The organism is Arthrobacter sp. StoSoilB22, assembly GCF_019977315.1.
Classification (GTDB): Bacteria; Actinomycetota; Actinomycetes; order Actinomycetales; family Micrococcaceae; genus Arthrobacter.
On sequence record NZ_AP024652.1, the window covers coordinates 2,194,186 to 2,218,791 of the forward strand.

The window sequence follows — 24,606 nt, forward strand, 5'->3', positions numbered from 1 at the left end:
CATGCCGATCAGGGTGGGTGTTATTGGCGCCGGAATCATGGGCGCAGACCACATCAGGAATCTTTCCACCAGTATTGGGGGTGCCGAAGTCACCTTCGTGGCAGATCTCGACGCCGGCCGGGCAGCGGCTGCTGCGCCACCGTTGGCACGCATCACCACGGACCCGACGGAATTGATCAACTCCAGCGACGTTGACGCGGTAGTCGTCGCCTCGCACGACTCGACACACGCGGGCCTTATCTTGGAATGCTTCGAAGCAATGACCCCGGTACTCTGCGAGAAGCCGTTGGCGCCCACGCTTCTTGAAAGCCTCGAAGTGGTGGCGGCCGATGCCGACATCGTGGCCGCGACCGGCGCTTCGTTGCTTTCCCTCGGCTTCATGCGGCGCTTTGACCCGGGCTATGTGGCACTTCGGCGCGCCGTGCAAGGCCGGGCACAGGGCGAGCCCCTCATGGTTCACTGCGTCAGCCGCAATGCCGCGGCAGGGCCCGGAACAACCGCAGAATCGGCCATCACCAACTCGGCCATTCACGAGCTGGACATCGTTCCCTGGCTCCTGGATTCTCCGGTCACGGAAGTCTCGTGGCAGGCCGGAAAAAGCACGCGACGTGCCGAAGCCGGACTGCAAGACCCGTCATTCATGATCCTCCGAACAGCTGACGGGACCCTAACAACGCTGGAGCTCTACCTGAATGCGCAGTACGGGTACACCACCCGCTGTGAGGTGGTTTCCGAGCTAGGCACCACGTCACTTCAGGAATCGTCCTTGCTGGGCATCGAACAAGATGGAGTCCGGCAGGCCTCCATCCCTGCGGACTGGCGACCCCGCTTCGCCGACGCGTACCGGATCCAGCTGCAAGCGTGGGTCTCAGCACTTGCAGGCGGAGAAGCGCCGCCCCTCGCCGGTGCACAGGACGGACTCAACGCTGCCCTGGTTGCCCAAGCCATGATCCAGTCGCTGCACAGCGACGGGTCGTCGACCAAAGTCAGTTACTCGTGACCCAACCCACGCTTCCGCACTCACGCGTGCCCGAATCCCGTGATGCTCCCGGCCTGCGATGGGGCATCATGGGCCCGGGATGGATTGCCGAACGGTTCACCGAATCCATCCAAGCGCATACCGGGCAGGTGATAGCCGCCGTCGGATCCCGATCCCTGAACCGGTCCAAGGCCTTCGCGGAGGCCTTTAGCGTCCCCGCCGCCTACGGAAGCTACCAGGAACTCGCCGCAGCCCCGGACGTGGACATCGTCTATGTGTGTACGCCCCATACCGGCCATCACGCGGCCGCCGTCATGGCCATCGAGGCCGGCAAGCACGTCCTGGTTGAAAAGCCGATCGGACTCGACGCCGGCCAGGCGCGTGATATCGCTGCGCGGGCCGAGGCTGCCGGCGTCTTCGCCGCCGAGGCCATGTGGACGTTCTTCCTTCCAAAATTCGATGTGATCCGGCAGATACTTGATGCCGGAACGCTGGGCACCATCACCACCGTGGTTGCCGAGTATGGCGAGCATTTTGATCGCTCGCACCGCATTTTTGATGCGGAACTGGCTGGTGGTCCTCTTCTTGATCTGGGCACGTACCCCCTGGCCCTGATCACGGAGGTGCTGGGAAGTCCGCACCGGCTCCATGCCATTGGTCAGGCACATGAGTCCGGGGTCAACGCCCAACTATCGGCCGTCATGACGTTCGACGGCGGCGGGCAGGCTGTGGTGAACACTCACCTGCACAACTTCACGCCCACCACAGCCACGATTGTTGGCTCCAAGGCCACCCTGGCGATCGAGGGCCCGTTCAACATGCCCGGCCCGTTCGAGGTCAGGTTTCCTGACGGGACCCGCCTGCGTCACGAAGAACCAGCCGGCGGACACTTCGAGGGCCTTCACTTTGAGGCCGCAGCGGTGGCCCGGGCAGTTGTGGCGGGCAGCACGCAGATCAGCCAACGGACGCTGGCGGCCTCCATCTGCACCCTGGACGTGGCCGATGAGATTCGCCGCCAACTGGGCGTGGTGTTCACGACTCCGGAAACTCCTACCTTTGAAGGAAAAATATGAAAGATGTCATTCTTGGTCTCGTTGGTGTGGGACGCATCGGCGTCATGCATGCCAACAACATGGTCGCTCTCAATGAAACGCTCCGGGACAGGGGCGTCAATGTCCGCCTGAAGCTCACGGACGTTGCCACGGACCATGCCCGCTCAGTCGCAGTCGGATTGGGCGCTGAGTTCTTCCCCTCCGTGGCCGAACTGTTGGGCTCCGGTGTGGACGGCCTGGTCATTGCCACGGGTACGGCGACCCACCCGGAGCTGATCCGTGCCGGAGTGGACGCAGGAATCCCGGTCTTCTGCGAAAAGCCTGTGGCCATGAACGTTTCGGACGCACTGCCTGTGCTGGATTACATCAGGGACAACAACGGCGTGGTGCAAATCGGCCATCAACGACGCTTCGACTCCGGCTATCTGGAAGCCAAGCGCGCGTACCAGGCCGGCGAATTGGGTTGGATCCACTCGCTGCGCGCCGTCACGTGCGATATGACGCCGCCACCGGTCGATTTCCTGGCAACGTCCGGTGGGTTGTTCCGGGACTGTTCCGTCCATGACTTCGACATTCTTCGCTGGCTGACGGGCCGCGAAATCGTGGAGGTCTATGCCAAGGGATCCAACAACGGTAATCCAGCCATTGGGGAAGTAGGCGACGTGGACACGGCTTTGGCGCTCATTACGTTCGACGACGGCACGGTGGGAACGGTTTCTGCCAGCCGCTACAACGGGGCCGGCCATGATGTGCGGTTGGAGATTCAAGGCTCACGCAGGACGGTCATGGTGGGCTTGGACGAGAAGTCCGCTGTGGCTTCGGCTGAGGCCGCGGTCGCTTTCCCCGACGGGGATCCGCACCAGACGTTCGCAGAGCGCTTTGACCAGGCGTACCGTTCCGAGATGGTCGCATTTGTGGAGCTGGTGATGGGTGAGCGTGAGAACCCGTGCACCCCGGAGGACGCGGTGGCAGCCTCCCGTGTGGCAGACGCCGCCCAGGAATCACTGGCAACAGGTGTTCCCGTGAAAGTCGCCCTCAAAGTGTCCAGCTAACATCACTGACCAAAAAAGGCCCTCCCCGCATCCGGTGGACGCGGGGAGGGCCTTCCTATGACGATAGCTAGGCGCCGAAGGGTAACCGGGGGTCGATGTCCTGGCCTTCCCAGCTCTGCCGCACCCAACCATGATGGGGGTCGTCGCTGATCAGCCATTCACGGACGGGACCCGGGCCTGCCATGACGTTGAGGTAGTACATGTCATAGCCCGGTGCTGCCATCGCGGGACCATGCCAGCCGTAGGGGACCAAAACAACGTCACCGGTACGTACTTCAGCTGAAACGTCAATGGGCCGCTCGTCGGAGGCGTACACCCGCTGGTATCCGATCGCGTCGGCGTCGGTCGGTGCGCCGGAACCTGCGGCCACCTGCGTTTCGAAGTAGTAGATCTCCTCGAGGTGGGTCTCGCCGTCCTTTTCCTCATCGTGCTTGTGAGGGGGATAGGAGGACCAGTTACCAGCGGGGGTAATGACCTCGCACACAATAAAGCGGTCCGCCTCCAGTGCAGCCGGTGTGCCGAAGTTGTGCACTTGGCGCGAACAGTTGCCGGCGCCCCTCAATTCCACGGGTGTCTCAGCAGCGGTCACCAGTCGGGTGGGGTACGAGACATCGGCAGGGGCCGTTGCGATGGCGACGCGGCCGCCGTCGGACGAGCTGATGGTGACGGACTTTCCGGTGCCTGAGTACAGGACGTCGCTGGGTCCGTGGAACACGGAGGACCTGCCTCCAAGGGCGTGGTCGACGCCGTCGACAGTAACGGTGAAGGCGCCGTTGAGCGGCACCACAATGCGCTCCTCAGCAACCCCAGGGAGGTCGACGGCGGCGCCTGACGCGATGGTGGCGACCTTGAGGCCGGTATGTGCCCAGCCGTCTACAGCAATGGCGGAATCGGAAGTGCCGAGCGAGATGTCCCACACGCCGTGCGCGGCAGAACCCAAGGGGTAAACCCAATTGGTCATGGAAGCTGAATCCTTTGTATGAGGTGTACTAGCGCTGTACGAGTGTCATTTCGAAACTGTAGGAATCGGCGCGGTAAACGTGGTGGCCGGTTTCCACATGGCGGCCGGTATCGTCCACCGCGGTACGCTCCATGGTGACCAAAGCGGAATTTACGTCGGTCTCCAGGAGAGGTGCTTGGTAATCATTGGCGATCATGGCACCGATGCGTTGAGTCGCTAGGCGGAAGTTGACGCCACCTCTGCGCAGGATCGAGTACAGGCCCTCTGCTCCCAGCATGGCTTCGTCCATGGTGGCGATGTCATCGCGCACCCAGTTCTCCATCAAGGCCAGTGGTTTGCCCCCTACTTTGCGCAGTCGGGTGAAGTGGTACACCTTGGAACCGGCAGGCAGCTCAAGCGCCGCGAGGGTGGCGGCGTCGGCTTCTTCATGGGAAAAGCTCAGCACGGTGGTGGTGGGCTTCTTGCCGTTGTTGGTCAGATCGTCAAAGAGGCTGGAGAGTTCCAGGGGGCGGCGAACCTGACTGGATACCACTTGTGTTCCGACGCCGCGTTTGCGGACCAGCAGGCCGGAACGAACCAGTTCGTCCATGGCCTTGCGCATGGTGGGCCTGGAAAGGTTGAGCTGGGCCGCGAGGTCGATCTCGTTCTCAAGGCGGCTGCCAGGCTCCAAGACCCCGCTGTGGATGGCGGCCTCGATACCCTGTACTACCTGGTGATAGAGGGGCACGGGAGAGGAGCGGTCGATGTTGAGACCAAGTTTAGTCACCACTGGATACCCCGGTTTTCAGGCTCCGCCCCTTGCCCCAGTGCGGGTGGCAGAGGATTGTAGCCATTTGTTCGCTTGATAGGACATACTTTCTCTCTTGATGGTAGCAGCCAACTTCCGGTGGTCAAATGGCCGCGCTTCACATCAGACTTGAATCAACCGAAGACATCTACGAGTGCAGGGAGTTGGAGACCATGCCCAAGACCGGAAAAAACGACCACGCCCGCAAAGACGAAGTGCCATCCACCCTGCAGCGCTCGGAACAGAAAGCCCAGGACACTTTTGCCAAGACCTACGATTCGGCAATGGAAAGCTATGACAACGATTCCGGCCGGGCGGCCCGGACTGCTTTCGCGGCTCTGAAGCACAGTTACGAGAAAGTGGGCGACCACTGGGAGCCCAAAGAGGAGCGCGGACCTTCCGACAACCATGCGGAGGAAGGGGTGGACTCCACCAAGCCCACGGCCGGCGGAGTGGATGCCAACGCCTCCAAGGAGCACCTCTACAGGCGGGCGAAGGAAATGGACATCAAGGGTCGTTCAACCATGAACAAAAAGGAGTTGGTGGAAGCGCTGCAGAAGGCCAACGACGCCGCAACCAGGAAGGCCCGGGAAGGCTAGCCCCATCATCACGCCGGGTCTTGAGGTGGTCCGAGGTGGCCCAAATATGCAGGAACGGGTTGTCACCGGCATAGTTAACGTCTTGGGGTTGCACTTTATGGGTACAGTCACCGCATGAAGGCAGGACAGAAACGAACAGGGGCTTAACTTGGCAGGGAATGCGACCTTCCGGCACAGCAACACCGCGCTGCTCTCGGTGAGCAGTGTAGAGGCTCCGAGGATAGTGAGCTCTACGGATTTCGACCGGAGATTGGCTTCGACCCTGCAGAGGCTGAAGTTTCCACCGCGATTGCTTGAGCGGGTTGCGGGTATCACCCACCGCCGTTGGTGGGCCGCCGGAACGTCGTTTGATGATGCTGCAGTGGAAGCGGGCGCCAAGGCACTGGCTGAGGCCGGCGTTGAAGCTTCGGAAATCGGCTTGCTGATCAACACGTCAGTGACGAGGCGCAACCTCGAACCCTCTGTGGCGGTCAAGATCCACCACGAGCTTGGCCTGCCGTCGTCGGCCATGAATTTTGACCTGGCCAACGCCTGCCTCGGTTTCGTGAATGGCTTGATACTGGCGGCCAACATGATTGATTCGGGGCAGATCAAGTACGCCGTCATCGTCAATGGAGAAGACGCGCAGGGTACTCAGGAAGCCACCTTGGCCCGGCTCCAGCGTCCTGAAACCACTCGGGAAGACTTCAACCGCGAGTTTGCCACGTTGACGCTGGGATCGGGTGCTGCCGCTGCGGTGCTGGGCCCTGCCGATGAGCACCCGGGCGCGCACCGGCTTGTGGGAGGAGTCATGCGTGCAGGAACGGAACACCACGAACTGTGCGTTGGAGGAATCGATGGCATGTCCACGGACACCAAGGGACTGCTCGACGGCGGCCTGCAGCTTGTGGTGGATGCCTGGCATGAGGCGCAGCCCGAGTGGGATTGGGCAAGCATGGACCGCTACGTCACCCATCAAGTCAGCAACGCCTATACCCAGGCAATCATCAACGCCATAGACCTGGACGCGGACAAGGTTCCCATCACCTTCCCGCATTGGGGCAACGTGGGTCCTGCATCGCTTCCCATGACACTCGCGGCCCAGGCGCAGTCTCTGACGACCGGCGACCGGGTCCTGTGCATGGGTGTGGGTTCCGGACTGAACGCAGGAATGGTGGAAATCGTTTGGTAGCCGCCAAGTGGCCCGGCGTAGACCCGCAATGGTCCCGGACAATCCGGGTAAGGTCCACATCGGAGGTGGACGATCCGGGCGCAATTCGCCGCTGGCATGTGCTCGATAACGGCGACCAGCTCACGCGCAGTGAACTGACACCGATCGGAACCTTGCTGTGCGTACACGGCAACCCCACTTGGTCGTATCTGTGGCGGACACTGGTCAGTGCGGGAGCAAGCCCGGCCCATCCATGGCGCGTAATTGCCGTAGACCAACTTGACATGGGCTACTCAGAACGCACCGGCACCTTCCGGCGCTTGGCGGACCGGATCAACGATCTCGGTGACCTCACGGATGCACTGGGCCTGGAAGGGCCAGTGGTTACGGTGGGCCATGACTGGGGTGGAGTGATCAGCGCGGGCTGGGCGCTGGAACACCCGCAGCTCCTTGCAGGAATGGTACTGACCAACACCGCTGTCCACCATCCTTCCGATACTCCCATCCCATCGGCTCTTCGGCTGGCCCTGCACCCTGCCGTGCACCGGTGGGGCACTATGACCTCCGACGCCTTCCTGCGTGTGACGCATTCACTGGCCAATCCGCCGCTTCCCTCCGATGTGGGCAGGGCATTTATGGCGCCTTACCGCGGAGCCGGCCGGCGGGCCGGAGTGGGGAATTTCGTCGCGGACATTCCCGCAAACGCCTCCCATCCCAGCTTCCCCGCGCTCACACGCGTGGCGGAAGGCTTGCGCGGGCTGAACGTGCCGGCCCTGATGCTCTGGGGCCCGAAGGATCCGATCTTCTCCGACCGGTACCTCAAAGACCTCATCAGCCGCCTTCCGCACACGGATGTGCATCGCTTCGAAGGTGCCGGACATCTCGTGGCGGAAGACAGGGACATCGCCACGCCGGTGTTTGACTGGCTTGCTGCGCACAGTGGCTCCATAAGCGGCGATAGCTCTCACGTGGTGCCCTCTGCTACCCGCGGCCTCCCGCCCAGGGATCCGGCCGAAGGAGGGGCCACAACATTCCGACCCCTCTGGGACTCGCTCGGCGAACTGGCCGCTGGACCATCGAAGGACGACGTCGCCGTCGTTGAAATGGCACCCGATGGAAGCATGAGCCGAACACTGAACTGGCGTCAGCTGGACCAGCGCATTCTGGACATGGTGGAGGGCCTGAGGGAAGCCGGCGTGGGTCAAGGGAGCCGCGTGAGCTTGATGGTTCCGCCCGGAACCGACCTCACAGTTGCCCTCTACTCCTGCCTGAGATTGGGGGCGGTGGTGGTCGTCGCCGACGCCGGACTCGGTACCAAGGGCATGAGTCGCGCCGTGAAGGGCGCCACCGCAGACTTCCTGATCGGCATCGATAAGGCACTGGCGGCCGCTTCGGTGCTTGGGTGGCCGGGACGCCGCATCAGCATTCGGGACCTCCCGCGGGTCCGTCGTCGAATCCTGGGTGTCGAGACGTCGCTGGATGCCCTGGCAAAGACCGGGGCACTAAGCCGCGCAACCAGCGGTGCGAAGCGCGTGGAAGGCCACCACGTGGTAGCCGTGGACCCGGATGCGCCATCTGCCGTGCTCTTCACCTCCGGTTCCACCGGACCAGCCAAAGGCGTCCTCTACACGCACCGGCAGCTTGCCGCGATGCGGGACACGGTTGCCGCTACTTTCGGGATCGGTGCCGGTGCACGGCTGGTGGCTGGTTTCGCCCCCTTTGCGTTGCTGGGGCCGGCGCTCGGAGCCGTCTCGGTGACCCCCGCCATGGACGTTACAGCCCCCCGGACTTTGACAGCCCGGGCACTGGCGGTTGCCGTTGCTGCCATTGACGCCACCGTGGTCTTCGCGTCCCCGGCGGCTTTGCGTAACGTGGTTGCCACCCGGGATAACCTCAGTGGCTCCCAGGCGTTGGCTCTTGGTAACGTGAAGATGCTTCTATCCGCCGGCGCGCCCGTCCCTGAGTCCCTCCTTGCGGAGGTACAAGTGTTGATGCCCGGAGCTTCCCTCCATACCCCTTATGGGATGACTGAGGCGTTGCCGGTCACTGACATCAGCTTTGAAGAGATTCAGGCGGCAAGCGCTGATGCTGCCGCCGGGACCGTCCCGGGCGCCGGCAACGGAGTCTGTGTGGGCGTGCCCGTCCACGGAGCCCGGTTGGCGATCGTTCCGCTGGCGGCCGATGGGACCGCGTCGGGAGAGCACCGTGGCACTGAGGCCGGGGTGACCGGAGAGATCCTGGTCAGCGCGCCGCACGTCAAAGAAGCCTATGACAGGCTCTGGATGACGCAACGGAAGAGCACCAGCCTGACCGGGTGGCATGCCACGGGCGATGTAGGTCACTTCGACGCCGCAGGCCGACTGTGGGTGGAGGGGCGCCTTGCCCATGTGGTGACGGCGCCCGGGGGTGCGGTGACTCCAGTTGGTGCCGAACAATCCATCGAACGCCTGGACGCCGTGCGAATGGCCGCCATCGCCGGAGTCGGTCCGAGAGGCACACAGGCTGTGGTGGCCGTGGTGGAGACCGTGCCTGCGGTTCCCAAAGCCGGCCCGGCTGAGCCGCAACTCGCAGGGAGCGTCCGTCGAGCAGCTGCCGAGGCCGGCGTTGATGTCAGCGCTGTGCTCGTAGTCCCTGCGCAGCCCACAGATATCAGGCATAACGCCAAGATCGACAGGACGCGTCTGGCACGTTGGGCTTCGCAGGTGCTGGCCGGCGGCCGCACGGGGAAGCCGTGAGGGTCCTCGTCACTGGTGCCAGCGGACTCCTCGGCGGCGAGGTGGCCCGGCAGTTGGTGCATCAAGGCCATGATGTGGCTTCGTTTCAGCGCCGCTCGTCAGGGGTGGATGGCGTGGAAGATTTCCGCGGATCCATCAACGACGACGCTGCCCTCCGCCGGGCAGTGGACGGTGCGGAGGGACTCATACACCTTGCTGCCAAAGTTTCCATCACCGGGCGCCCCGCTCAGTTCCAAGCAGTAAATGTTGAAGGAACCCGCAGCTTGCTCCACCATGCCAAGGCGGCCGGTGTGCGGGACGTTGTCTACGTCTCGTCGCCATCTGTGGCCCATTCCGGAGCAGCCATTATGGGAGCGGGTGCGGAGAAGGCTGACCCGCGGCATGCACGCGGAGATTATGCCCGCACCAAGGCTGAGGCTGAATTACTGGCCCTCGCAGCGGATGGATCCCACTTGCGGGTAGCAGGAGTGCGGCCCCACATTGTGTGGGGCCCCGGCGACACCCAGTTGGTTGAGCGCGTCCTGGCTCGCGCCAGCCACGGCCGCTTACCGTTGTTGGACTCCGGCGCTGCCCTGATCGACACAACATACGTGGACAATGCGGCATCGGCCATCGTCGCAGCGCTGCACCGCATGGAGCACGTTCATGGCAAGGCTGTGGTGGTGAGTAATGGCGAGCCCCGGCCCATCGGGGAGCTATTGTCAGGCATTTGTGCAGCTGGCGGCGTGGCCCCGCCGTCGTGGTCTGTGCCTGGTGGGCTGGCACGGGCTGCCGGGGCAGTAGTGGAAAGGGTGTGGACCTGGGCCGGACGCAAAGAGGAGCCGCCCATGACCCGGTTCCTGGCCGAGCAGCTCTCCACCGCCCACTGGTTTGACCAACGCTTAACCCGTGAACTCCTCAACTGGACACCTGATGTATCCGTTGATGAAGGACTGGCCAGGCTGACTGAGTATTACGGTTCGCGTACTTCGGTGACCGGGGACTCAGGGCAACTTCGCTAGGGCTGTTCCGGCTTTTCACCGGACGGTGTTGCCAAACCCGGGCCTCGGGATCACAGTGAGATAAATCAGATCACTGACACGGTTCGAGGGACCGTGTACGGGCCGGGGGTGGACCATGAGCACCACGTCAGACGACGCCTTGGAAGCAACGCCAGCAGGTGAGGAGCCGGAGCTTAAACGCGTGCTTGGACCCAAACTGCTCCTCCTCTTTATTGTGGGCGACATTCTGGGGGCCGGGGTCTATGCGGTCACCGGCACAATGGCAGGGACAGTGGGTGGGATCGTTTGGTTGCCGTTCCTGCTGGCCTTTGTGGTGGCCACTCTTACCGCGTTTTCCTATCTTGAGCTGGTGACGCAGTACCCCCAGGCCGCCGGCGCAGCGCTCTACACGCATAAGGCCTTCGGGATCCATTTCGTGACCTTCCTCGTGGCGTTCGCCGTTGTCTGCTCCGGCATCACCAGTGCCTCGACCTCTGCCAACGTCCTTGCCCAGAACTTCTTTGGTGGCCTTCAAATCAACGGCTGGATGGAGGTTCCTGACCGCGGCGTGATCACCGCGGTGGCTTTGGGATTCATGCTGCTGCTGGCAGCGATCAACCTGCGTGGCGTGGGGGAGAGCGTGAAGTTCAACGTCATTCTCACGGCAGTGGAGGTAGTCGCCCTCTGCATCGTCATTGCGGTTGGCTTCTTCGTCATGGCACAGGGAACCGGCAACGTTCAGGAAATCTTCGTGTTCACCGACTACCAGGACAAAGGGCTGTTCCTGGCTGTCACTGCCGCCACGTCCATTGCCTTTTTCGCCATGGTCGGCTTCGAGGACTCCGTCAACATGGTTGAAGAGACCAGGAACCCGGAGCGGATTTTTCCCCGCACCATGCTGACAGGTCTTGGTATCGCGGTGATCCTCTACATGCTGGTAGCTGTGTCTGTGGTCAGTGTGCTCACCCCGGCCGAGCTCGGAGAGATCAGGGAAGCCGAAGGAGCGGCACTCCTTGAAGTGGTGCACAAAGGTTCACCTGATTTTCCCATCGACAAGATCTTTCCCTTCCTCGCCGTCTTCGCCGTAGCGAACACAGCATTGATCAACATGTTGATGGCCAGCCGGCTGATTTACGGCATGGCGCGCCAACACGTTCTGCCGCGGTCTTTGGGGCGGGTATTGCCCGGTCGCCGGTCGCCGTGGGCCGGTATTCTGTTCTCCACCGTCCTTGCCTTGGGGCTGATCTGGTACGTCAGCAGCGACCCCTCAAGCAACATCGTGGCGAATCTTTCCGGAACCACGGCCTTCCTGCTGCTGTGCGTGTTCACCCTGGTTAATGTGGCATGTGTTGTTCTCCGCCGAAAGCGCGATCCGCACCGGAAGGTCTTCTTCACCTCGCCCGGTCAGCTGCCTTTGGTGGCCGCACTCTTGTGTGCCTTCCTCGCTGGTCCGTGGGTGGGAAGGAACCTCATCCAGTACCAAGTGGCGGGCGGGCTGATGGCCATCGGCGTGGTGCTGTGGTTCATTACCTGGTTGATCACCCGGAAGACCAACACCGGGGGGAGAGGACCAGGTGGAGCAGCAGTTGACGCCGATGGCCAGGGACAACAGCAGTGAACCTTGAGACATAGATGATCATCATGCTTACTATTGTGGAGAAGTCGACGTTGACCAGGGTCACCCCCGGCCAAGACCACACTAGGAGCGGACATGGCACTGAGCAAGGGAACACGCGTGGAGTGGAACACCCCGCAGGGCAAGACGCACGGAAAGATCGTGGAGAAGAAGACCAGCGACTTTGTGCTGGACGGCAACAAGCACGTGGCCAGCGAAGACGAGCCGCAGTATGTGGTGGAGTCAGCTAAGACCGGAGCCAGGGCAGCGCACAAGGGCTCCGCTTTGACCGAGAAGAGCTAGCGGAATGGCGCGCCGGCACGAGGTCGTCATCATCGGCGGCGGCAATGGAGGCGTGTCCCTGGCCGCCCGGTTGAAGCGGTACGGCGTCCAGGACATCGCCCTCATCGAACCCAAGGAACACCATTTATACCAGCCCTTGTTCTCCCACATCGCCGGTGGCCGTGCGCAAGTCAAGGAAGCCGTCCGGAGCCAGGAATCCGTAACCCCAATGGGCGTCGCCTGGATCAAGGACAAGGCAGCGAATGTGGACGCGAAGGCCAACTCGGTGACGCTGGCTTCCGGCTCCGAGGTAACCTACGAGCACCTTGTTCTCTGCCCGGGGCTGCAGTACAACTGGGACGCCGTTCCGGGGCTGGCCGAGGCAGTGCACTCACCCTATGGCTCCTCTCACTACGAGTTCGAGCTCGCACCCAAGCTCTGGACGCTGTTGAGCTCCATGAGGTCGGGCACCGTCATCTTTACCATGCCTTCGGGTCCGGTTAAATGTGCCGGGGCCAGTCAGAAGCCGATGTATCTGGCCTGTGACTACTGGAAGGAACAGGGCGTCCTGGACAACATCCGGGTTGTCATGGTCCAGCCCTATCCCACAGTGTTCGGCATTCCCGAGGTTGACCGGGAGCTGGACCGCAAGATTGCCGAGTACGGAATAGAACTGCGGACAAACAGCGAGCTGGTGGCGGTAAACCCTGCCAGCCGCACGGCAACCATTCGGAATAGCGCTGACAACACGTCAGAGGACCTCTCCTATGATGTCCTCAACGCCGTCCCGCCCCAGTCCGCGCCGGATTGGCTCAAAGCCACTGACTTGCCGGCGGTAGGGGACGAGCACGGCTTCGTGGAGGTGGACACCCGGACGTTGCGGCACCCCAGGTACCCGAATGTCTGGTCGCTGGGCGACGCTGCAGGGACCGCCAATTCGAAAGCCGGCGGTGCGCTGCGCAAGCAGGCCAAGGTCCTGGCGAAGAACCTGCTTTCGGCCCGCAAGGGCGAACCGCTGAGCCAAAAGTACAATGGTTACTCCGTATGCCCGTTCACCGTTTCGCGGAACACGGTGGTCTTTGCCGAGTTTGACCACCACTACCAACCCATGCCGACCATTCCAAAGGTAGCCACGTGGAAGGAAAGCCGGCTCTCCTGGTGGGTGGACCGAGATATGTTCCCGCAGGTCTACTGGCACCTGATCCTCAAAGGCCGGGCGTAAAAACACCAGGAGACCGGTGAGGCCGCTAGGCCCCGCCGGTCTCCTGGTGTGACATTTATGTACTGAACTTAGGCGGGCTGAATATTCTCCGCCTGCGGACCCTTGGGACCCTGCGTGATGTCGAATTGGACCTTCTGGTTTTCCTCCAGCGAACGGTATCCGCTCGACGTAATTGCTGAGTAGTGAGCAAACACGTCAGGGCCTCCATCGTCCGGGGCGATGAATCCGAAACCCTTTTCAGCGTTAAACCACTTAACTGTTCCTGTTGCCATGCCTTAATTTCCTTCACCCGGTCGCCGGTCGGTCCCGCTGGTCGGTTTGCCGTCCCTGCCACTCACGCTACGAGCCTATGGGCCACTTCGGCTGGGGGCAACACCTTGGCGGAGTCGCGTACACCTAAGTAAGAGGAGTGCACGACGGCGGGATACCGCCGTCGTGCGCTTGTTGCGTTTGCAGGGGCTGCTTCAGAGCAGCCGCGAAGCATCAGGCTTTTGGCGTGCGAAGCGTTGCCTCCGGCGCCGCCGTGCGGCGCAGCCGGCGAAGCGCCAGCAACGGAAACAGGAGTACCGAGAGCATCCCTGCCCCTACGAGGGCCGAGGATATTCCGCTGGTGATGTACCCGTGCTCCCGGCCAATGGTTGTCACTGCCACGATGATGGGCAAAGCCGTGGCTCCGAACAGCAGAAGGGCCTGTTTGTCCGCCCGCGAGGAGCCCGGGGGCGTGGCGAGCAAGGACGGCACGCCACGGATGAGCAGCAGAAGCGCCAGGAACAGCGGGACCATGGCCAACGTCAGGGGGCTGGAGGTCAGTGCGCCCAAATCGAAGTCGATGCCGGTATCTATGAAGAAGATGGGCACCAGGAAGCCAAAGGCGACGGCGTCGATCTTGGTCTCGATGACTTTCCGGTCTGCAACAGGAGCGCGTGCAATGGTGACCTTCCAGAGGACCCCTGCGGCGAAGGCTCCCAGCAGCATATCGAGTCCCAAGACCATGCTAAGCACCACCAGCGAGCTAAGAATCAACAGGATGGACCGCATGGCAAACTGACTGCTGGTGTGCAGGGTGGCAGTGACCTGGGCGTGGAACAGCGTGTGCCGTGCCTGCGAGGCAAGGTAGATTGCCACGCCGGTCAGCAGGACAAAGCCCAGAAGCACTCCTGATGCCACACCGAGTTGCTTGCCGCTGAAGAACAAGGAAATGGCTATGAGCGGCCCAAACTCGCCGGCCGCGCCCAGTGCGGTAGCGGCGACACCGATCGGCGACTTGGAAGCACCGGCATCCCGGAGGATCGGCAGCAAAGCGCCCAAAGCGGTGGAGCACAAAGCAACACCAATGATCACGGCGGCTTCCGGTGAGGGCCCCAGGACAAAACCTGCCCCGATGCCTGCGGCCAAGGAGATGGCCCACCCTGCAGAGGCACGGTAAAGGGGACGGCCGCGGATTGCCGCGAAGTCAATCTCGTTGCCGGCAACGAAGAACAGCATGGCCAGCCCGAAATCAGCCAGCGTGTCCGTGAAGGGAGTGGACTGGACCCATCCCAGGAGGCTTGGTCCGAACAGGATGCCAAGAACAATTTCAAAGACCACAATGGGCACTTTGACCCAACGATCCAGGAGCCGTGCAGCAAGGGGGGCCACCACAGCCAACACGGCGATGAGGACCAGTGACGCGGACAAGCCTTGCATCGGCAGTGCCTCCGGTACCTCGGCAGCTTCAAGGAAAAGTACTCCAAAGTTACCGCCACGCCACCGCCCGCGCCAGAACTCTCAGCCTCCGGATGCCGGCCACTCCTTGCCCGCCCACGGGTCGTAGTCTGCGATCAGCACCTCCTGGGCCGGTCGTCGCTCTTCCGGGATGTGTTGAAGATTCACCCGTACCCGGTACCAGAGCGAGCTCGATCCCCGCATCCCGTCCACCAGGACGTCGGCCGGGCGAAGCAGGGAAACAACGTCTGCATGCCGTTCCTTCCACGCATCGAGTGCTTCTTCGGCTTCGGGCTTGGTCTTGGTCCGGGCTACCTCGACCAGTGGCATCATTGACACCCGGCGACCCGAGCCATCGCCTGCTCTGGGGGCCTTCTCGGCGGGGCCGAGCTCGGCAGCCAAAGCCAGAAGGGCATCGAGCGAGCCGGGAGCTTCATCGATTCCTGCGTGCGGGTCGCCCACATCCGAGAAGCGCGCGGGCACAGTGCGGACAGTGAACTGCTCCGGCCGGGCGGAGCGCACCTCGCCCCACGTGAGCGGCGTCGAGACCCGGGCGTCGGGCCGGGAGCGGACCGAGTACGCGGAGGCTACGGTGCGGTCCTTGGCGTTCTGGTTAAAGTCGACGAAGACGCTCTCGCCCCGCTCCTCCTTCCACCATTTGGCCGTTGCCAGCCCCGGAGCACGGTTCTCCACTTCGCGGGCCAGGGTCTCGGCGGCAAGGCGCACATCCCGGTAGGACCACTGCGGCGTGATGCGCACCAGGATGTGAAGGCCGCGGGAGCCACTCGTCTTTGGCCACCCCACCAGTCCGACGTCGTCCAGCACTTCCTGTGCTACATACGCGGTGTCCACAATCCGGGACCAGTCAACGCCGGGCATGGGGTCCAGGTCCACCCGAAGCTCATCCGGATGGTCGAGGTCCTCCGCGCGTACGGGGTGCGGGTTGAGGTCCAGACATCCCAGATTCACCACCCACGCGAGGCCTGCCGCATCACGGATGACCGCTTCCTCGGCGGAAGTTCCGGACGAGTAGTGGAGTGTTGCCGTGTCAATGAAGTCGGGATGGTTCTCGGGCACGCGTTTCTGAAAGAACGGTTCAGCATCGATGCCCTTGGGGAAGCGCTTGAGCACCATGGGGCGCCCTCCCGCGCCGCGCAGCGCACCGTCCGCGACTGCGAGGTAATAGTTCACGAGATCGAGCTTGGTCAGCCCGGGCTCGGGGAACACCACCTTGTCCGGGTTGGAGATGCGGACCTCGTTGCCGGCGATGTCGAGGATCTCTGCCGGGGACTTCGACGGGTTCATGCGGCCACGCTAGCAATGAACGGCCCTCCCAGCCAGAGTTGCCGTGGAGAAAGGCAGAGAAACCTCGTAGGCATGAAGCCCAAAATTCCGTAACTGGCTTTAAAAAAATAAGTGGGTATGGTGTTGTCATATCCAAAATATTGAAGGAGCCTAAAATGTCCGGTAAGTCACCCAATAGTGCCAGGTCGAAAAAGTCCGGCAAGACTATTCTGGAAAAGAGAGCCGAAAAGAGGGCAAAGGCTGAGGGTAGTGAGAATCTCTTTTCAAAACCCAGGAAAAACCAGCGATAACCATCGGAAGGGCCGAATTGCTGCCGCCGTTCGGTGATGCTGTTCGGTGATGCCGGCCACCTAGTACCGCCGGCCGGCATCACCAGTTGCGAATTGGAAAGGCGGTAAGGGTAGAGAAACGGAAATTAAAGCGATGCGGTATCTCATCACGGTACTCATTATCCCGGCACGTATCCACGAGTGTATCCGTGTGGAAAGGATTGAGCCGGTCATGGAAATGCAGCAATCATTGGTGGAGGGGAATGTTGAGGCAATAACCGGCCGTGGATGGCACGTTCTGGTCAATGACCAGGCAATTCATGTTCCTTTGCCTTTGAACCCTCGGGCTGAGGTCTTGATTCGTGAAGCAGGCACTCCTGTCGAAGGCACCGTCAGCGGGACTGCGGTTTTCCTCGGTCACGGAACAAGCGGTGATGACCAGGATGTGCCGAGCCATCTGCTGACGCTGGCGGAGCGCCTGTTTGAGACTCGGCTGGCAGCTTAAGCGGGGGGCATTCGGAGGTGACGTCCGGCCGGGCCGACTATATTGGCCCTGTCAGCCCACCACCACCATTGAGGGAGCCTGCACACTATGGCCAAGGAACTTGCCACCCAACTCATCGAACAACTCCAAGCTGCCGGTGTGCAGCGGATCTACGGAATCGTTGGCGACAGCCTTAATCCGATCGTGGATGCTGTTCGGCAAACAGGAGGCTCCTCGAAGGGCGGCATCGACTGGATCCATGTCCGCCACGAGGAAGCTGCCGCTTTTGCTGCTGCTGCAGAGGCCCAATTGACAGGAAAGTTGGCTGTTTGCGCGGGTTCTTGCGGTCCCGGCAATCTCCACCTGATCAATGGACTGTACGACGCCAACCGTACCGGGGCCCCGGTGCTCGCCATCGCATCGCACATTCCCAGTAAGCAGATTGGTAGTGGCTTTTTCCAGGAGACCCATCCGGACCGACTGTTCAACGAGTGCTCGGTGTACTCGGAGATGATCAGTACCGCTGAGCAAGCGCCCCGGGTCATGCACAGCGCCATCCAAAATGCAGTGGGTCTTGGGGGAGTGGCTGTTGTGACGCTCCCGGGTGACATCGCCGGGCTTGAGGCAACGGCGCCCACCCCGCTGCCGGCAACGTTCCGTCCGGCCGCTTTGGTTCCCCATCCAGCCAGCGTCCGGGAACTTGCTGACGCCATCAACGACGCCGGGAAGGTTGCCATTTTCGCCGGCGCTGGCGTCGAAGGTGCCCATGACGAGCTCATTGCCCTGGCAGAGCTGGTCAACGCACCCATCGGCCATTCCTTGCGAGGCAAGGACTTTGTCCAGTACAACAACCCCTTCGACATCGGCATGACCGGGCTGCTCGGCTACGGCGCAGCGGCTGAGGGCATTGAGGACGCGGACCTGCTGATCCTACTGGGCACAGACTTTCCCTATGACCAATTCCTGCCGGACACCCGGACGGCCCAGGTTGACCGGGCGGCACAGCGGCTGGGGCGGCGGACCGACGTCGACATTGCAGTTCATGGCGACGTGTTGCCAACCTTGACGGCCCTGCTGCCCCTGGTGACGCCTAAGAAGAACCGGCGCTTTCTTGACCAGATGCTAAAGAAGCATGACCGCCTGATGAACAAAGCCGTGGGCGCCTACACGCGCAAGGTGGAGAAAAAACAGCCCATCCACCCCGAATACGCGGCGTCGCTCGTTGACCAGGTTGCGGCCGAGGATGCAATTTTCACGGCCGATACCGGCATGTGCAACGTCTGGACCGCGCGCTACATCAACCCGTTAGGCACGCGTCGGCTGATCGGCTCCTTCCTCCACGGGTCCATGGCCAACGCACTCCCGCACGCTATTGGCGCGCAGGTGGCTTATCCCGGACGCCAGGTAATTTCCGTGTCCGGAGATGGCGGACTGTCCATGTTGTTGGGCGAGCTGATCACCGTGGCCGCGCACCAGCTGCCGGTGAATGTGGTGGTCTTCAACAATTCCACCCTGGGCATGGTCAAGCTGGAGATGCTGGTGGACGGGCTACCCGACTTCGGCGTGGACGTTCCGGACGCCAACTATGCGGCGGTGGCCAAGGCCTTGGGGTTCCACGCAGTCCGGGTCACGGATCCCGCTGACATCGAGGCGGCGTACCGGGCGGCGTTTGCCCATCCAGGTCCGTCCTTGGTGGAACTCATCACCGACCCCAACGCCCTGTCCATTCCGCCGAAGATTTCGGGTTCGCAGGTCATTGGATTCGCTACCGCAATGTCCAAAGTGGTCCTGAACCGTGGTGCCGGGGAGGCTGTCAGCATGGCACGAAGCAACCTGCGCAACATTCCCCGGCGGTAGGCTACCGCCCGTGGGCGGCGGCGAGGTAGGGTGCTGTCCGGCTTGTTCGCGAACCCGCGACGACGGCCGGCGGGCCTGCGACCATGATCTCGCCGCCGGCGTCGCCACCACCTGGACCCAGGTCGATCACCCAGTCGGCGCCGGCCACGACGTCCATCTCATGCTCCACCACGATGACAGTGTTGCCGGCGTCAACCAGCTTGTGCAATTGGGCCATGAGCAGCTGGACGTCGGCAGGGTGCAGTCCGGTGGTTGGTTCGTCCAGCAAGTACAGGGTGTGGCCTCGTTGGACGCGTTGCAGTTCGGTGGCGAGTTTGATGCGCTGGGCTTCGCCGCCGGAAAGCTCTGTGGCGGGCTGGCCTAGCCGGAGGTAGCCCAGGCCCACTTCGCGCAGGGTTTGCAGGCTGCGGGCAACGCCGGGGAGATCAGCCAGGAAGTCGGACGCTGCGTTTACGGTCATGCCCAGGACCTCGGCAATATTGCGTCCACGATAGGTAACCTCCAAGGTTTCTGGATTGAATCGCGAACCCTGGCATTCGGGGCAGGGGCCGTAACTGCCTGGCAGGAACAGCAGCTCCACGGCAACAAACCCTTCTCCCTGGCAGGTTTCGCAGCGGCCTCCGGCCACGTTGAAGGAGAACCGTCCAGCTCCGAAGCCTCGGGAACGCGCGCCTTGAGTGGCCGCGAATTCTTTCCGGACTCCGTCGAAGAGCCCCGTGTAAGTGGCCAGGTTGGAACGGGGGGTCCGGCCGATGGGCTTCTGATCGACTTTCACCAGACGATCGAGCTGGTGGAGTCCGGACACCAAACCCACAGCGTCCTGCATAGGCCGGGTGTCTGCGCTTGGGGCGTTTGTGTCAGGGGCTTCCGGATGTAGCGCTGCCCCCACCACCTCGGCCAGAACGTGGCTGACCAGGGTTGACTTGCCCGAGCCGGAGACGCCTGTCACCGCTGTCAGCACGCCAAGCGGGAACTCAACCTGGACGTCGCGAAGGTTGTGCCTGTTGATGTTCTGGAGCGTGAGCCACTCTTTTGGTGGCCGGGGAGACGCGGGCCTGGTCCCGGAGGCGACCAGACCGGCGTCGTGGGTTGCTTCAACGCCAGCGAAGCCGTCGCCGCGCTCAGGGAAGAGGAACGGCCGCGTCACGGAGTCCTGTACATCCGCCAGTCCGGCTACTGGGCCGCTGTAGAGGATATGTCCTCCACCCTCGCCAGCGTGCGGGCCAACATCGACCAACCAGTCGGCCGCCCTGACCAGGTCCATGTTGTGTTCCACCACGAACACAGAGTTTCCGGAGCGCTTAAGCTGGTCCAGCACCTCCAGAAGCGGCTCGGCATCGGCAGGATGAAGTCCGGCAGAAGGTTCATCAAGGACGTAGATGACACCGAAAAGCCCGGATCGCAGCTGCGTGGCTATCCGGAGTCGTTGCATCTCGCCGGGGGAGAGCGTTGGTGTTGGGCGACCCAGCGCCAGGTAGCCAAGCCCCAGGTCCAGGAGTACCGTGACCCGGCTCAGGAGGTCGCGGGTGATGGCGAGGGCTACTTCGTTGACTTCACCGTCAGTCTGGGTCCGTGAGGCAGTACTGGCCGCCGTCACTTGAGTGGTGGGGCGGATGATGTCGGCCAGTTCGGTCATGGGCAGGGAGTTGAGTTCGGCGATGGTTTTTCCGGCGAAGGTGACCGCTAGTGCCTCCGGGCGAAGCCCGCTGCCACTGCATTGGGGGCACCGGCCGGTTTCCATGAATCGCAGCACCCTCTCACGCATTGTGGAACTTTTTGAGTCGGCCAGAGTGTGGAGCACGTAGCTTTTGGCGCTCCAGAAGCGGCCCTTGTAGGGCTTGGCGACGCGGTCTCGTTGGGGCGTAACCTCCACCACGGGCTGCTCTTCCGTGAAGAGGATCCAGTCACGATCCTTCCTGGGCAGCTTCCGCCAGGGTGTGTCCACGTCGTAGCCCAGGTGAGTCAGGATGTCGCGGAGATTCTTTCCTTGCCAGGCGCCGGGCCATGCGGCGATCGCACCATCCCTGATACTGAGCGAGGGATCAGGAACCAAGGTCTCTTCCGTGACCGTGTGGGCGACACCCAGTCCGTGGCATTGGGGGCAAGCTCCAGCAGCAGTGTTGGGGGAGAAGGCGTCTGAGTCCAGCTGGCTGGCCCCTTCGGGATAGCTGCCGGCCCGGGAGAAAAGCATGCGGACTGAGTTGGATAACGTGGTCACCGTGCCAACGCTGGAGCGGGCGGTTGCCGTGCCGCGGCGCTGTTGGAGTGCGACGGCGGGCGGCAGCCCGGTGATCGATTCAACCTTGGGGTTGTGGCCCTGTTGGATGAGGCGCCGGGCATAGGGGGCCACGGATTCGAAGTAGCGGCGTTGGGCTTCGGCAAAAATGGTGCCGAATGCCAGGGACGACTTTCCCGAGCCGGAAACCCCGGTGAACGCGACAATTGCATCGCGGGGTACGTCCACGTCCACGTTGTGGAGGTTGTTTTCGCGCGCTCCACGGACTCTGACGAAGCCATCTTCAGAGTCGGCAGACTGTGGTTTCGGCTGCTTGGAAGCGGGGTGCCCGGGGATTGTCAGTTTACTGTCCATTGACATGACTCTATCGGCCCGCAGTCCCGGCAAGGTCACGTTGAGGACGCAAGGCATGGTGCTTTGCGGTCCCCGGGAGGACAATGCGGTTCATGGCTGAACAAATCGCCGGGAACCCGGGCGGCCTCGGGGAACAGGGCGGCGAACCACAGGACGTCAACGAGAACGTGGTCAGGCGGCTGATCGAGTGCATCAACGAACGCCATATTGAAGTCATGGATGAGCTGTTCCATGATGATGCCGTCATGCATTGGCCGCAGTCCGGGGAAGTTGTGCGCGGGGCCGGGAACCGCAGGGGTATTTACAATGCCTTTCCGCAGTTGCCCACCATCACGCCCCGACGACTGCTCAGCGGCGGCAATCTGGTAGTAGCTGAGGCGTTGCTTGACTACGACGGACCTCAGTACCAGACAGTCTTCATCTTCGAGTTCCGGGACGGCAGGATCGCCAGGGAAACTGCCTACTGGAGTGAGGCCTTTCCGGCTCCGGAATGGCGTTCACAGTGGGTGGAGATCAGTAGCAGATAGGAGTGGCGCTCCAGGGCCTCACCGGTCACTGGCCCGTCCGGACAGGTGAGTTGGACGGGTGCTATGACTGTATGATCCCGCCAGTAGTCCTCCAGTCACAGGGGAAGAAACCTCATTCCGCGGCGGGTCGGCGTCGTTGTTGTTTGGTGGCAGATCTGATTTCTTTTGCTGCACGGTGACGCCGGGCAGAACCTCGCGTCGGCTTGGACGCGCGACGGATTGATTCCGGGACGAGTCCCACCCTGATGATCTCAGCGAGCTTGGCCATGGCGATCTCCCGATTGCGAAGCTGGGACCGCTCCTCTGATGCCGTCACGGTGATGGAACCGCCGATGAGTTTGCGTCCCAGGCGCTTAAGGAGCAACTGCCGCTGCTCATCAGTCAGGGTTGTGGATCCGGCAACATTCCACGTCAATTCCGCCCGGCTATCCGTAGTGTTGACGTGTTGGCCGCCTGGTCCGGACGAGCGGGAGAACCGCCAGCTAAGTTCCGCGGCGGGGATAGTCAGCGACGGCGGGATATCCAGGTCCATGGATCAAGCTTTGCACGTCACGGACGTCCAGTCCGGCGCGATTGCAGTGACGTTCGCCGGCACGGTTCCAGTTTCCAGGTAGGCCTGGTGCCAAGCAACATTGTCGCCCTGCAGTTGTCACCCCCCACATCGTTTTCATTCCTTGCGCTTAGGATCATGTCATGGCCGGTTCCCTCGATGTCCTTGGCCCCATCCTGGAAATGATGACGTGGGTGGGGTTCGTTCCGGGCGTGCCACTGTTGATCAGCGCATGGATCATAGCCAAGCGTCGTTGCGTGTGGGCCACCGCGGACGGAGAACAGTTCGCCGCAGGTGGATTCCTGGGGCTGCGGTGGCACGATCAATCGAACGAGGAACAAAAAGTCCTGCTGGATATTCCGGCTCACGACAACAACGTTGTTTCAGGTGCAGTGGTGGTCCACTATGACCTCTGCCATCCGTCGCGATGCTCGCTCAGGCCACCGCGTCACGACAACACGGTGCTCATTCTGGGCTGGATCCTCACCGGGGTCGGGATACTCAGCACGCTCGGGGGATTCGTCCTACTCCTCTTCTAGTGCCGACCTCTTGAATGAAGGCTTGCTCAGGACTAGCGTTTCCCGCGCACGGGCAATGAGCGCGGCTAAAGCCCGCGGTCAAACGAGGAGACTGCTATGAGTGAGACCCCCGCAACCTTGATGGTGGACCTGATCATTTCACTGGACGGCTACGCTTCAGCGGATGGTTGGCCAGGTTGGTGGGGTTTGGAAGGCCCGGAATACCTCGCGTGGCTCGAGCAAGAGGGAAAGAAGGAATTCACTACGCTCATGGGGGCCACCACGTATCGACTGATGTCCAGTATGTCGGAGCAGGCCGCCGCAGACAGTTCCGGGTTTTCGGAGGAAGAGGGCGCCAGTCTGGGCGGTTTGGCGGACATGCCCAAGATTGTCTTCTCGTCCACGTTGAAGGGGCCCTTGGCCTGGCCCAACTGTGAGCTCATCTCCGGTGACGCCGTGGAGAATGTCAGAGAGCTAAAAAGGAGCAGGTCCGGAACCTTCAGTACGCTGGGCAGCCTGAGCCTCTGCCGTTCCCTCCTGACGGCCGGGTTGGTGGACAGGTACCGGCTGGTTGTCTTTCCCGTGATCACGGGCAAGACCGGCAGGGAGCGGATCTACGACGGATACCCGGATGTTTCTCTGGAGCTGGTGGACAGCCGGACGTTCGACGGCAGGTCGCAGTTGCTGGAGTACATTCCTACTGTGATTGACGGGCCGCCAACAGCAAGACGGGGTTGAGATCATAGAGGCGCGGGCTGGGACAATGGCTCCTACGCAGTACTTATCCATACACGCGCTGATCAGGCTAGTTCCTGTACTGCTCCTGCTGACCGTTAGCGTGTTCCAGCAGAGATGCCAGGCACCCGGCGTAGTACCTCATGGCTTCGGCAAAAGTGAGCAACGTGGGTGCTCCGACAGCTGCACCTACCTGATCCGCCGAATCCACCTGGTCCATCTGGCAGAGTACCGGTTCGCGTCTAACGCCGAAGGCGGTCAACGTGGCAATTCCCCAGGGGTGGCTGGGTTCAGTCACTGAGATGCCTGCTGAGTCGAAGGTATCGCGGAGGACATAGTGGGTCACGGTACGCCAGGACTGAAGAAAAGGCGGCAGCAGCTGTTCTACGAGGTCATCATCACGGGTGCGATACGCGTCCGCGAGGGCGGCGGTTAGTCCGTCCCATTCTTCGGCGTCGCGGACCATAAGGTGCGCCGTTTCCAAGCGGTCAATGGTTTCACTCAACGTCATGGTAGTCCCCAAACTTCCCGTCGTTTTCGCTTGCCCCCGGGAGCAAGCCTGACCGCCGTCGGCATGTCACTATGAAGTGAACGGATGAAGCCCCAGCATGATTCCCTCATCAATCGCATCCTGTTTCCAAGTCCAACAGCGA

Annotated in this window: 23 protein-coding genes; 15 read left to right on the forward strand and 8 right to left on the reverse strand. The window is 62.2% G+C overall.

All coding sequences use genetic code 11. The annotated features are described in order from the left end of the window. The first annotated feature begins 1 nt into the window (after position 1). The 3 genes from LDN70_RS10260 to LDN70_RS10270 are packed head-to-tail and all read left to right on the forward strand — an operon-like array spanning position 2 to position 3,083. On the forward strand, positions 2-1,000 hold the full coding sequence (locus tag LDN70_RS10260; RefSeq protein ID WP_142939325.1) for a Gfo/Idh/MocA family oxidoreductase: 999 nt from the start codon (positions 2-4) through the stop codon (positions 998-1,000). Further along, a complete protein-coding gene (locus LDN70_RS10265) occupies positions 997-2,052 on the forward strand; it encodes a Gfo/Idh/MocA family protein (RefSeq protein WP_223942533.1) in 1,056 nt (351 codons plus the stop codon). Before LDN70_RS10260 ends, LDN70_RS10265 begins: the two co-directional genes overlap by 4 nt. Beyond that, entirely contained in the window at positions 2,049-3,083 is a 1,035-nt protein-coding gene (locus LDN70_RS10270) for a Gfo/Idh/MocA family oxidoreductase (RefSeq protein WP_223942534.1), read from the forward strand. The genes LDN70_RS10265 and LDN70_RS10270 overlap by 4 nt, the downstream gene beginning before the upstream one ends. A gap of 67 nt (positions 3,084-3,150) precedes the next feature. Here LDN70_RS10270 and iolB read toward each other — a convergent pair whose 3' ends face one another. Both iolB and LDN70_RS10280 read right to left on the reverse strand, forming a co-directional pair. After that, on the reverse strand, positions 3,151-4,044 hold the full coding sequence (gene iolB / locus LDN70_RS10275) for a 5-deoxy-glucuronate isomerase (RefSeq protein WP_142939322.1): 894 nt from the start codon (positions 4,042-4,044) through the stop codon (positions 3,151-3,153). 28 nt (positions 4,045-4,072) lie between these two features. Further along, a complete protein-coding gene (locus tag LDN70_RS10280; RefSeq protein WP_062065541.1) occupies positions 4,073-4,813 on the reverse strand; it encodes a GntR family transcriptional regulator in 741 nt (246 codons plus the stop codon). A gap of 191 nt (positions 4,814-5,004) precedes the next feature. On the opposite strand from LDN70_RS10280, the gene LDN70_RS10285 reads away from it, so the two are divergent. From LDN70_RS10285 to LDN70_RS10315, 7 genes are all read left to right on the forward strand, one after another. Beyond that, positions 5,005-5,430, forward strand: a complete 426-nt coding sequence (locus LDN70_RS10285) for a ChaB family protein (protein ID WP_142939450.1) — start codon at positions 5,005-5,007, stop codon at positions 5,428-5,430. A gap of 148 nt (positions 5,431-5,578) precedes the next feature. Then, positions 5,579-6,601 (forward strand): 3-oxoacyl-ACP synthase III, encoded by a 1,023-nt coding sequence (locus LDN70_RS10290; protein WP_142939321.1) that lies wholly within the window; start codon positions 5,579-5,581, stop codon positions 6,599-6,601. Further along, positions 6,595-9,315, forward strand: coding sequence for an alpha/beta fold hydrolase (locus LDN70_RS10295; RefSeq protein ID WP_166842113.1), 2,721 nt, complete (start codon positions 6,595-6,597; stop codon positions 9,313-9,315). The genes LDN70_RS10290 and LDN70_RS10295 overlap by 7 nt, the downstream gene beginning before the upstream one ends. Beyond that, positions 9,312-10,316, forward strand: coding sequence for an NAD-dependent epimerase/dehydratase family protein (locus LDN70_RS10300; RefSeq protein ID WP_142939319.1), 1,005 nt, complete (start codon positions 9,312-9,314; stop codon positions 10,314-10,316). Before LDN70_RS10295 ends, LDN70_RS10300 begins: the two co-directional genes overlap by 4 nt. Before the next feature lie 115 nt (positions 10,317-10,431). Continuing rightward, complete coding sequence (locus LDN70_RS10305; protein WP_142939318.1) at positions 10,432-11,913, forward strand: APC family permease; 1,482 nt, start codon at positions 10,432-10,434, stop codon at positions 11,911-11,913. 93 nt (positions 11,914-12,006) lie between these two features. Continuing rightward, positions 12,007-12,213 carry a hypervirulence associated TUDOR domain-containing protein gene (locus LDN70_RS10310; RefSeq protein WP_043470236.1) on the forward strand — a complete coding sequence of 69 codons (207 nt, stop codon included), beginning with the start codon at positions 12,007-12,009 and terminating at the stop codon, positions 12,211-12,213. A gap of 4 nt (positions 12,214-12,217) precedes the next feature. Beyond that, positions 12,218-13,414, forward strand: a complete 1,197-nt coding sequence (locus tag LDN70_RS10315) for an NAD(P)/FAD-dependent oxidoreductase (RefSeq protein WP_223942535.1) — start codon at positions 12,218-12,220, stop codon at positions 13,412-13,414. Between the two features lie 68 nt (positions 13,415-13,482). On the opposite strand, the gene LDN70_RS10320 is transcribed toward LDN70_RS10315, so the two are convergent. The 3 genes from LDN70_RS10320 to ligD all read right to left on the reverse strand — a co-directional run bounded on the left by LDN70_RS10320 (position 13,483) and on the right by ligD (position 16,423). Continuing rightward, the gene (locus tag LDN70_RS10320) at positions 13,483-13,686 is read right to left on the reverse strand and encodes a cold-shock protein (RefSeq protein WP_014921815.1); all 204 of its coding nucleotides are present in this window, start codon (positions 13,684-13,686) and stop codon (positions 13,483-13,485) included. 211 nt (positions 13,687-13,897) lie between these two features. After that, on the reverse strand, positions 13,898-15,100 hold the full coding sequence (locus tag LDN70_RS10325) for a cation:proton antiporter (RefSeq protein WP_142939316.1): 1,203 nt from the start codon (positions 15,098-15,100) through the stop codon (positions 13,898-13,900). Positions 15,101-15,181: 81 nt separating this feature from the next. Next, positions 15,182-16,423 carry a non-homologous end-joining DNA ligase gene (gene ligD, locus LDN70_RS10330; RefSeq protein WP_223942536.1) on the reverse strand — a complete coding sequence of 414 codons (1,242 nt, stop codon included), beginning with the start codon at positions 16,421-16,423 and terminating at the stop codon, positions 15,182-15,184. Between the two features lie 501 nt (positions 16,424-16,924). On the opposite strand from ligD, the gene LDN70_RS10335 reads away from it, so the two are divergent. Together LDN70_RS10335 and LDN70_RS10340 are read left to right on the forward strand one after the other, a co-directional pair. Continuing rightward, positions 16,925-17,197 carry a DUF3846 domain-containing protein gene (locus tag LDN70_RS10335; RefSeq protein ID WP_223942537.1) on the forward strand — a complete coding sequence of 91 codons (273 nt, stop codon included), beginning with the start codon at positions 16,925-16,927 and terminating at the stop codon, positions 17,195-17,197. Between the two features lie 87 nt (positions 17,198-17,284). Continuing rightward, positions 17,285-19,033 (forward strand): pyruvate dehydrogenase, encoded by a 1,749-nt coding sequence (locus LDN70_RS10340; protein WP_223942538.1) that lies wholly within the window; start codon positions 17,285-17,287, stop codon positions 19,031-19,033. A 1-nt stretch (position 19,034) separates the two neighbouring features. Here LDN70_RS10340 and LDN70_RS10345 read toward each other — a convergent pair whose 3' ends face one another. Further along, the gene (locus LDN70_RS10345; RefSeq protein WP_223942539.1) at positions 19,035-21,623 is read right to left on the reverse strand and encodes an ATP-binding cassette domain-containing protein; all 2,589 of its coding nucleotides are present in this window, start codon (positions 21,621-21,623) and stop codon (positions 19,035-19,037) included. 92 nt (positions 21,624-21,715) lie between these two features. Between LDN70_RS10345 and LDN70_RS10350 the strand changes: the two genes are divergently transcribed. After that, positions 21,716-22,150, forward strand: a complete 435-nt coding sequence (locus tag LDN70_RS10350) for a nuclear transport factor 2 family protein (protein WP_223942540.1) — start codon at positions 21,716-21,718, stop codon at positions 22,148-22,150. A gap of 112 nt (positions 22,151-22,262) precedes the next feature. On the opposite strand, the gene arfB is transcribed toward LDN70_RS10350, so the two are convergent. Next, positions 22,263-22,682, reverse strand: coding sequence for an alternative ribosome rescue aminoacyl-tRNA hydrolase ArfB (arfB, locus tag LDN70_RS10355; protein ID WP_142939310.1), 420 nt, complete (start codon positions 22,680-22,682; stop codon positions 22,263-22,265). Positions 22,683-22,843: 161 nt separating this feature from the next. Here arfB and LDN70_RS10360 point away from each other — a divergent pair, with 161 nt between their 5' ends. Continuing rightward, the gene (locus LDN70_RS10360; protein ID WP_142939309.1) at positions 22,844-23,239 is read left to right on the forward strand and encodes a hypothetical protein; all 396 of its coding nucleotides are present in this window, start codon (positions 22,844-22,846) and stop codon (positions 23,237-23,239) included. Between the two features lie 96 nt (positions 23,240-23,335). Beyond that, on the forward strand, positions 23,336-23,956 hold the full coding sequence (locus LDN70_RS10365) for a dihydrofolate reductase family protein (protein WP_142939308.1): 621 nt from the start codon (positions 23,336-23,338) through the stop codon (positions 23,954-23,956). Positions 23,957-24,023: 67 nt separating this feature from the next. On the opposite strand, the gene LDN70_RS10370 is transcribed toward LDN70_RS10365, so the two are convergent. Then, complete coding sequence (locus LDN70_RS10370; RefSeq protein WP_223942541.1) at positions 24,024-24,464, reverse strand: hypothetical protein; 441 nt, start codon at positions 24,462-24,464, stop codon at positions 24,024-24,026. Positions 24,465-24,606: the final 142 nt, after the last annotated feature.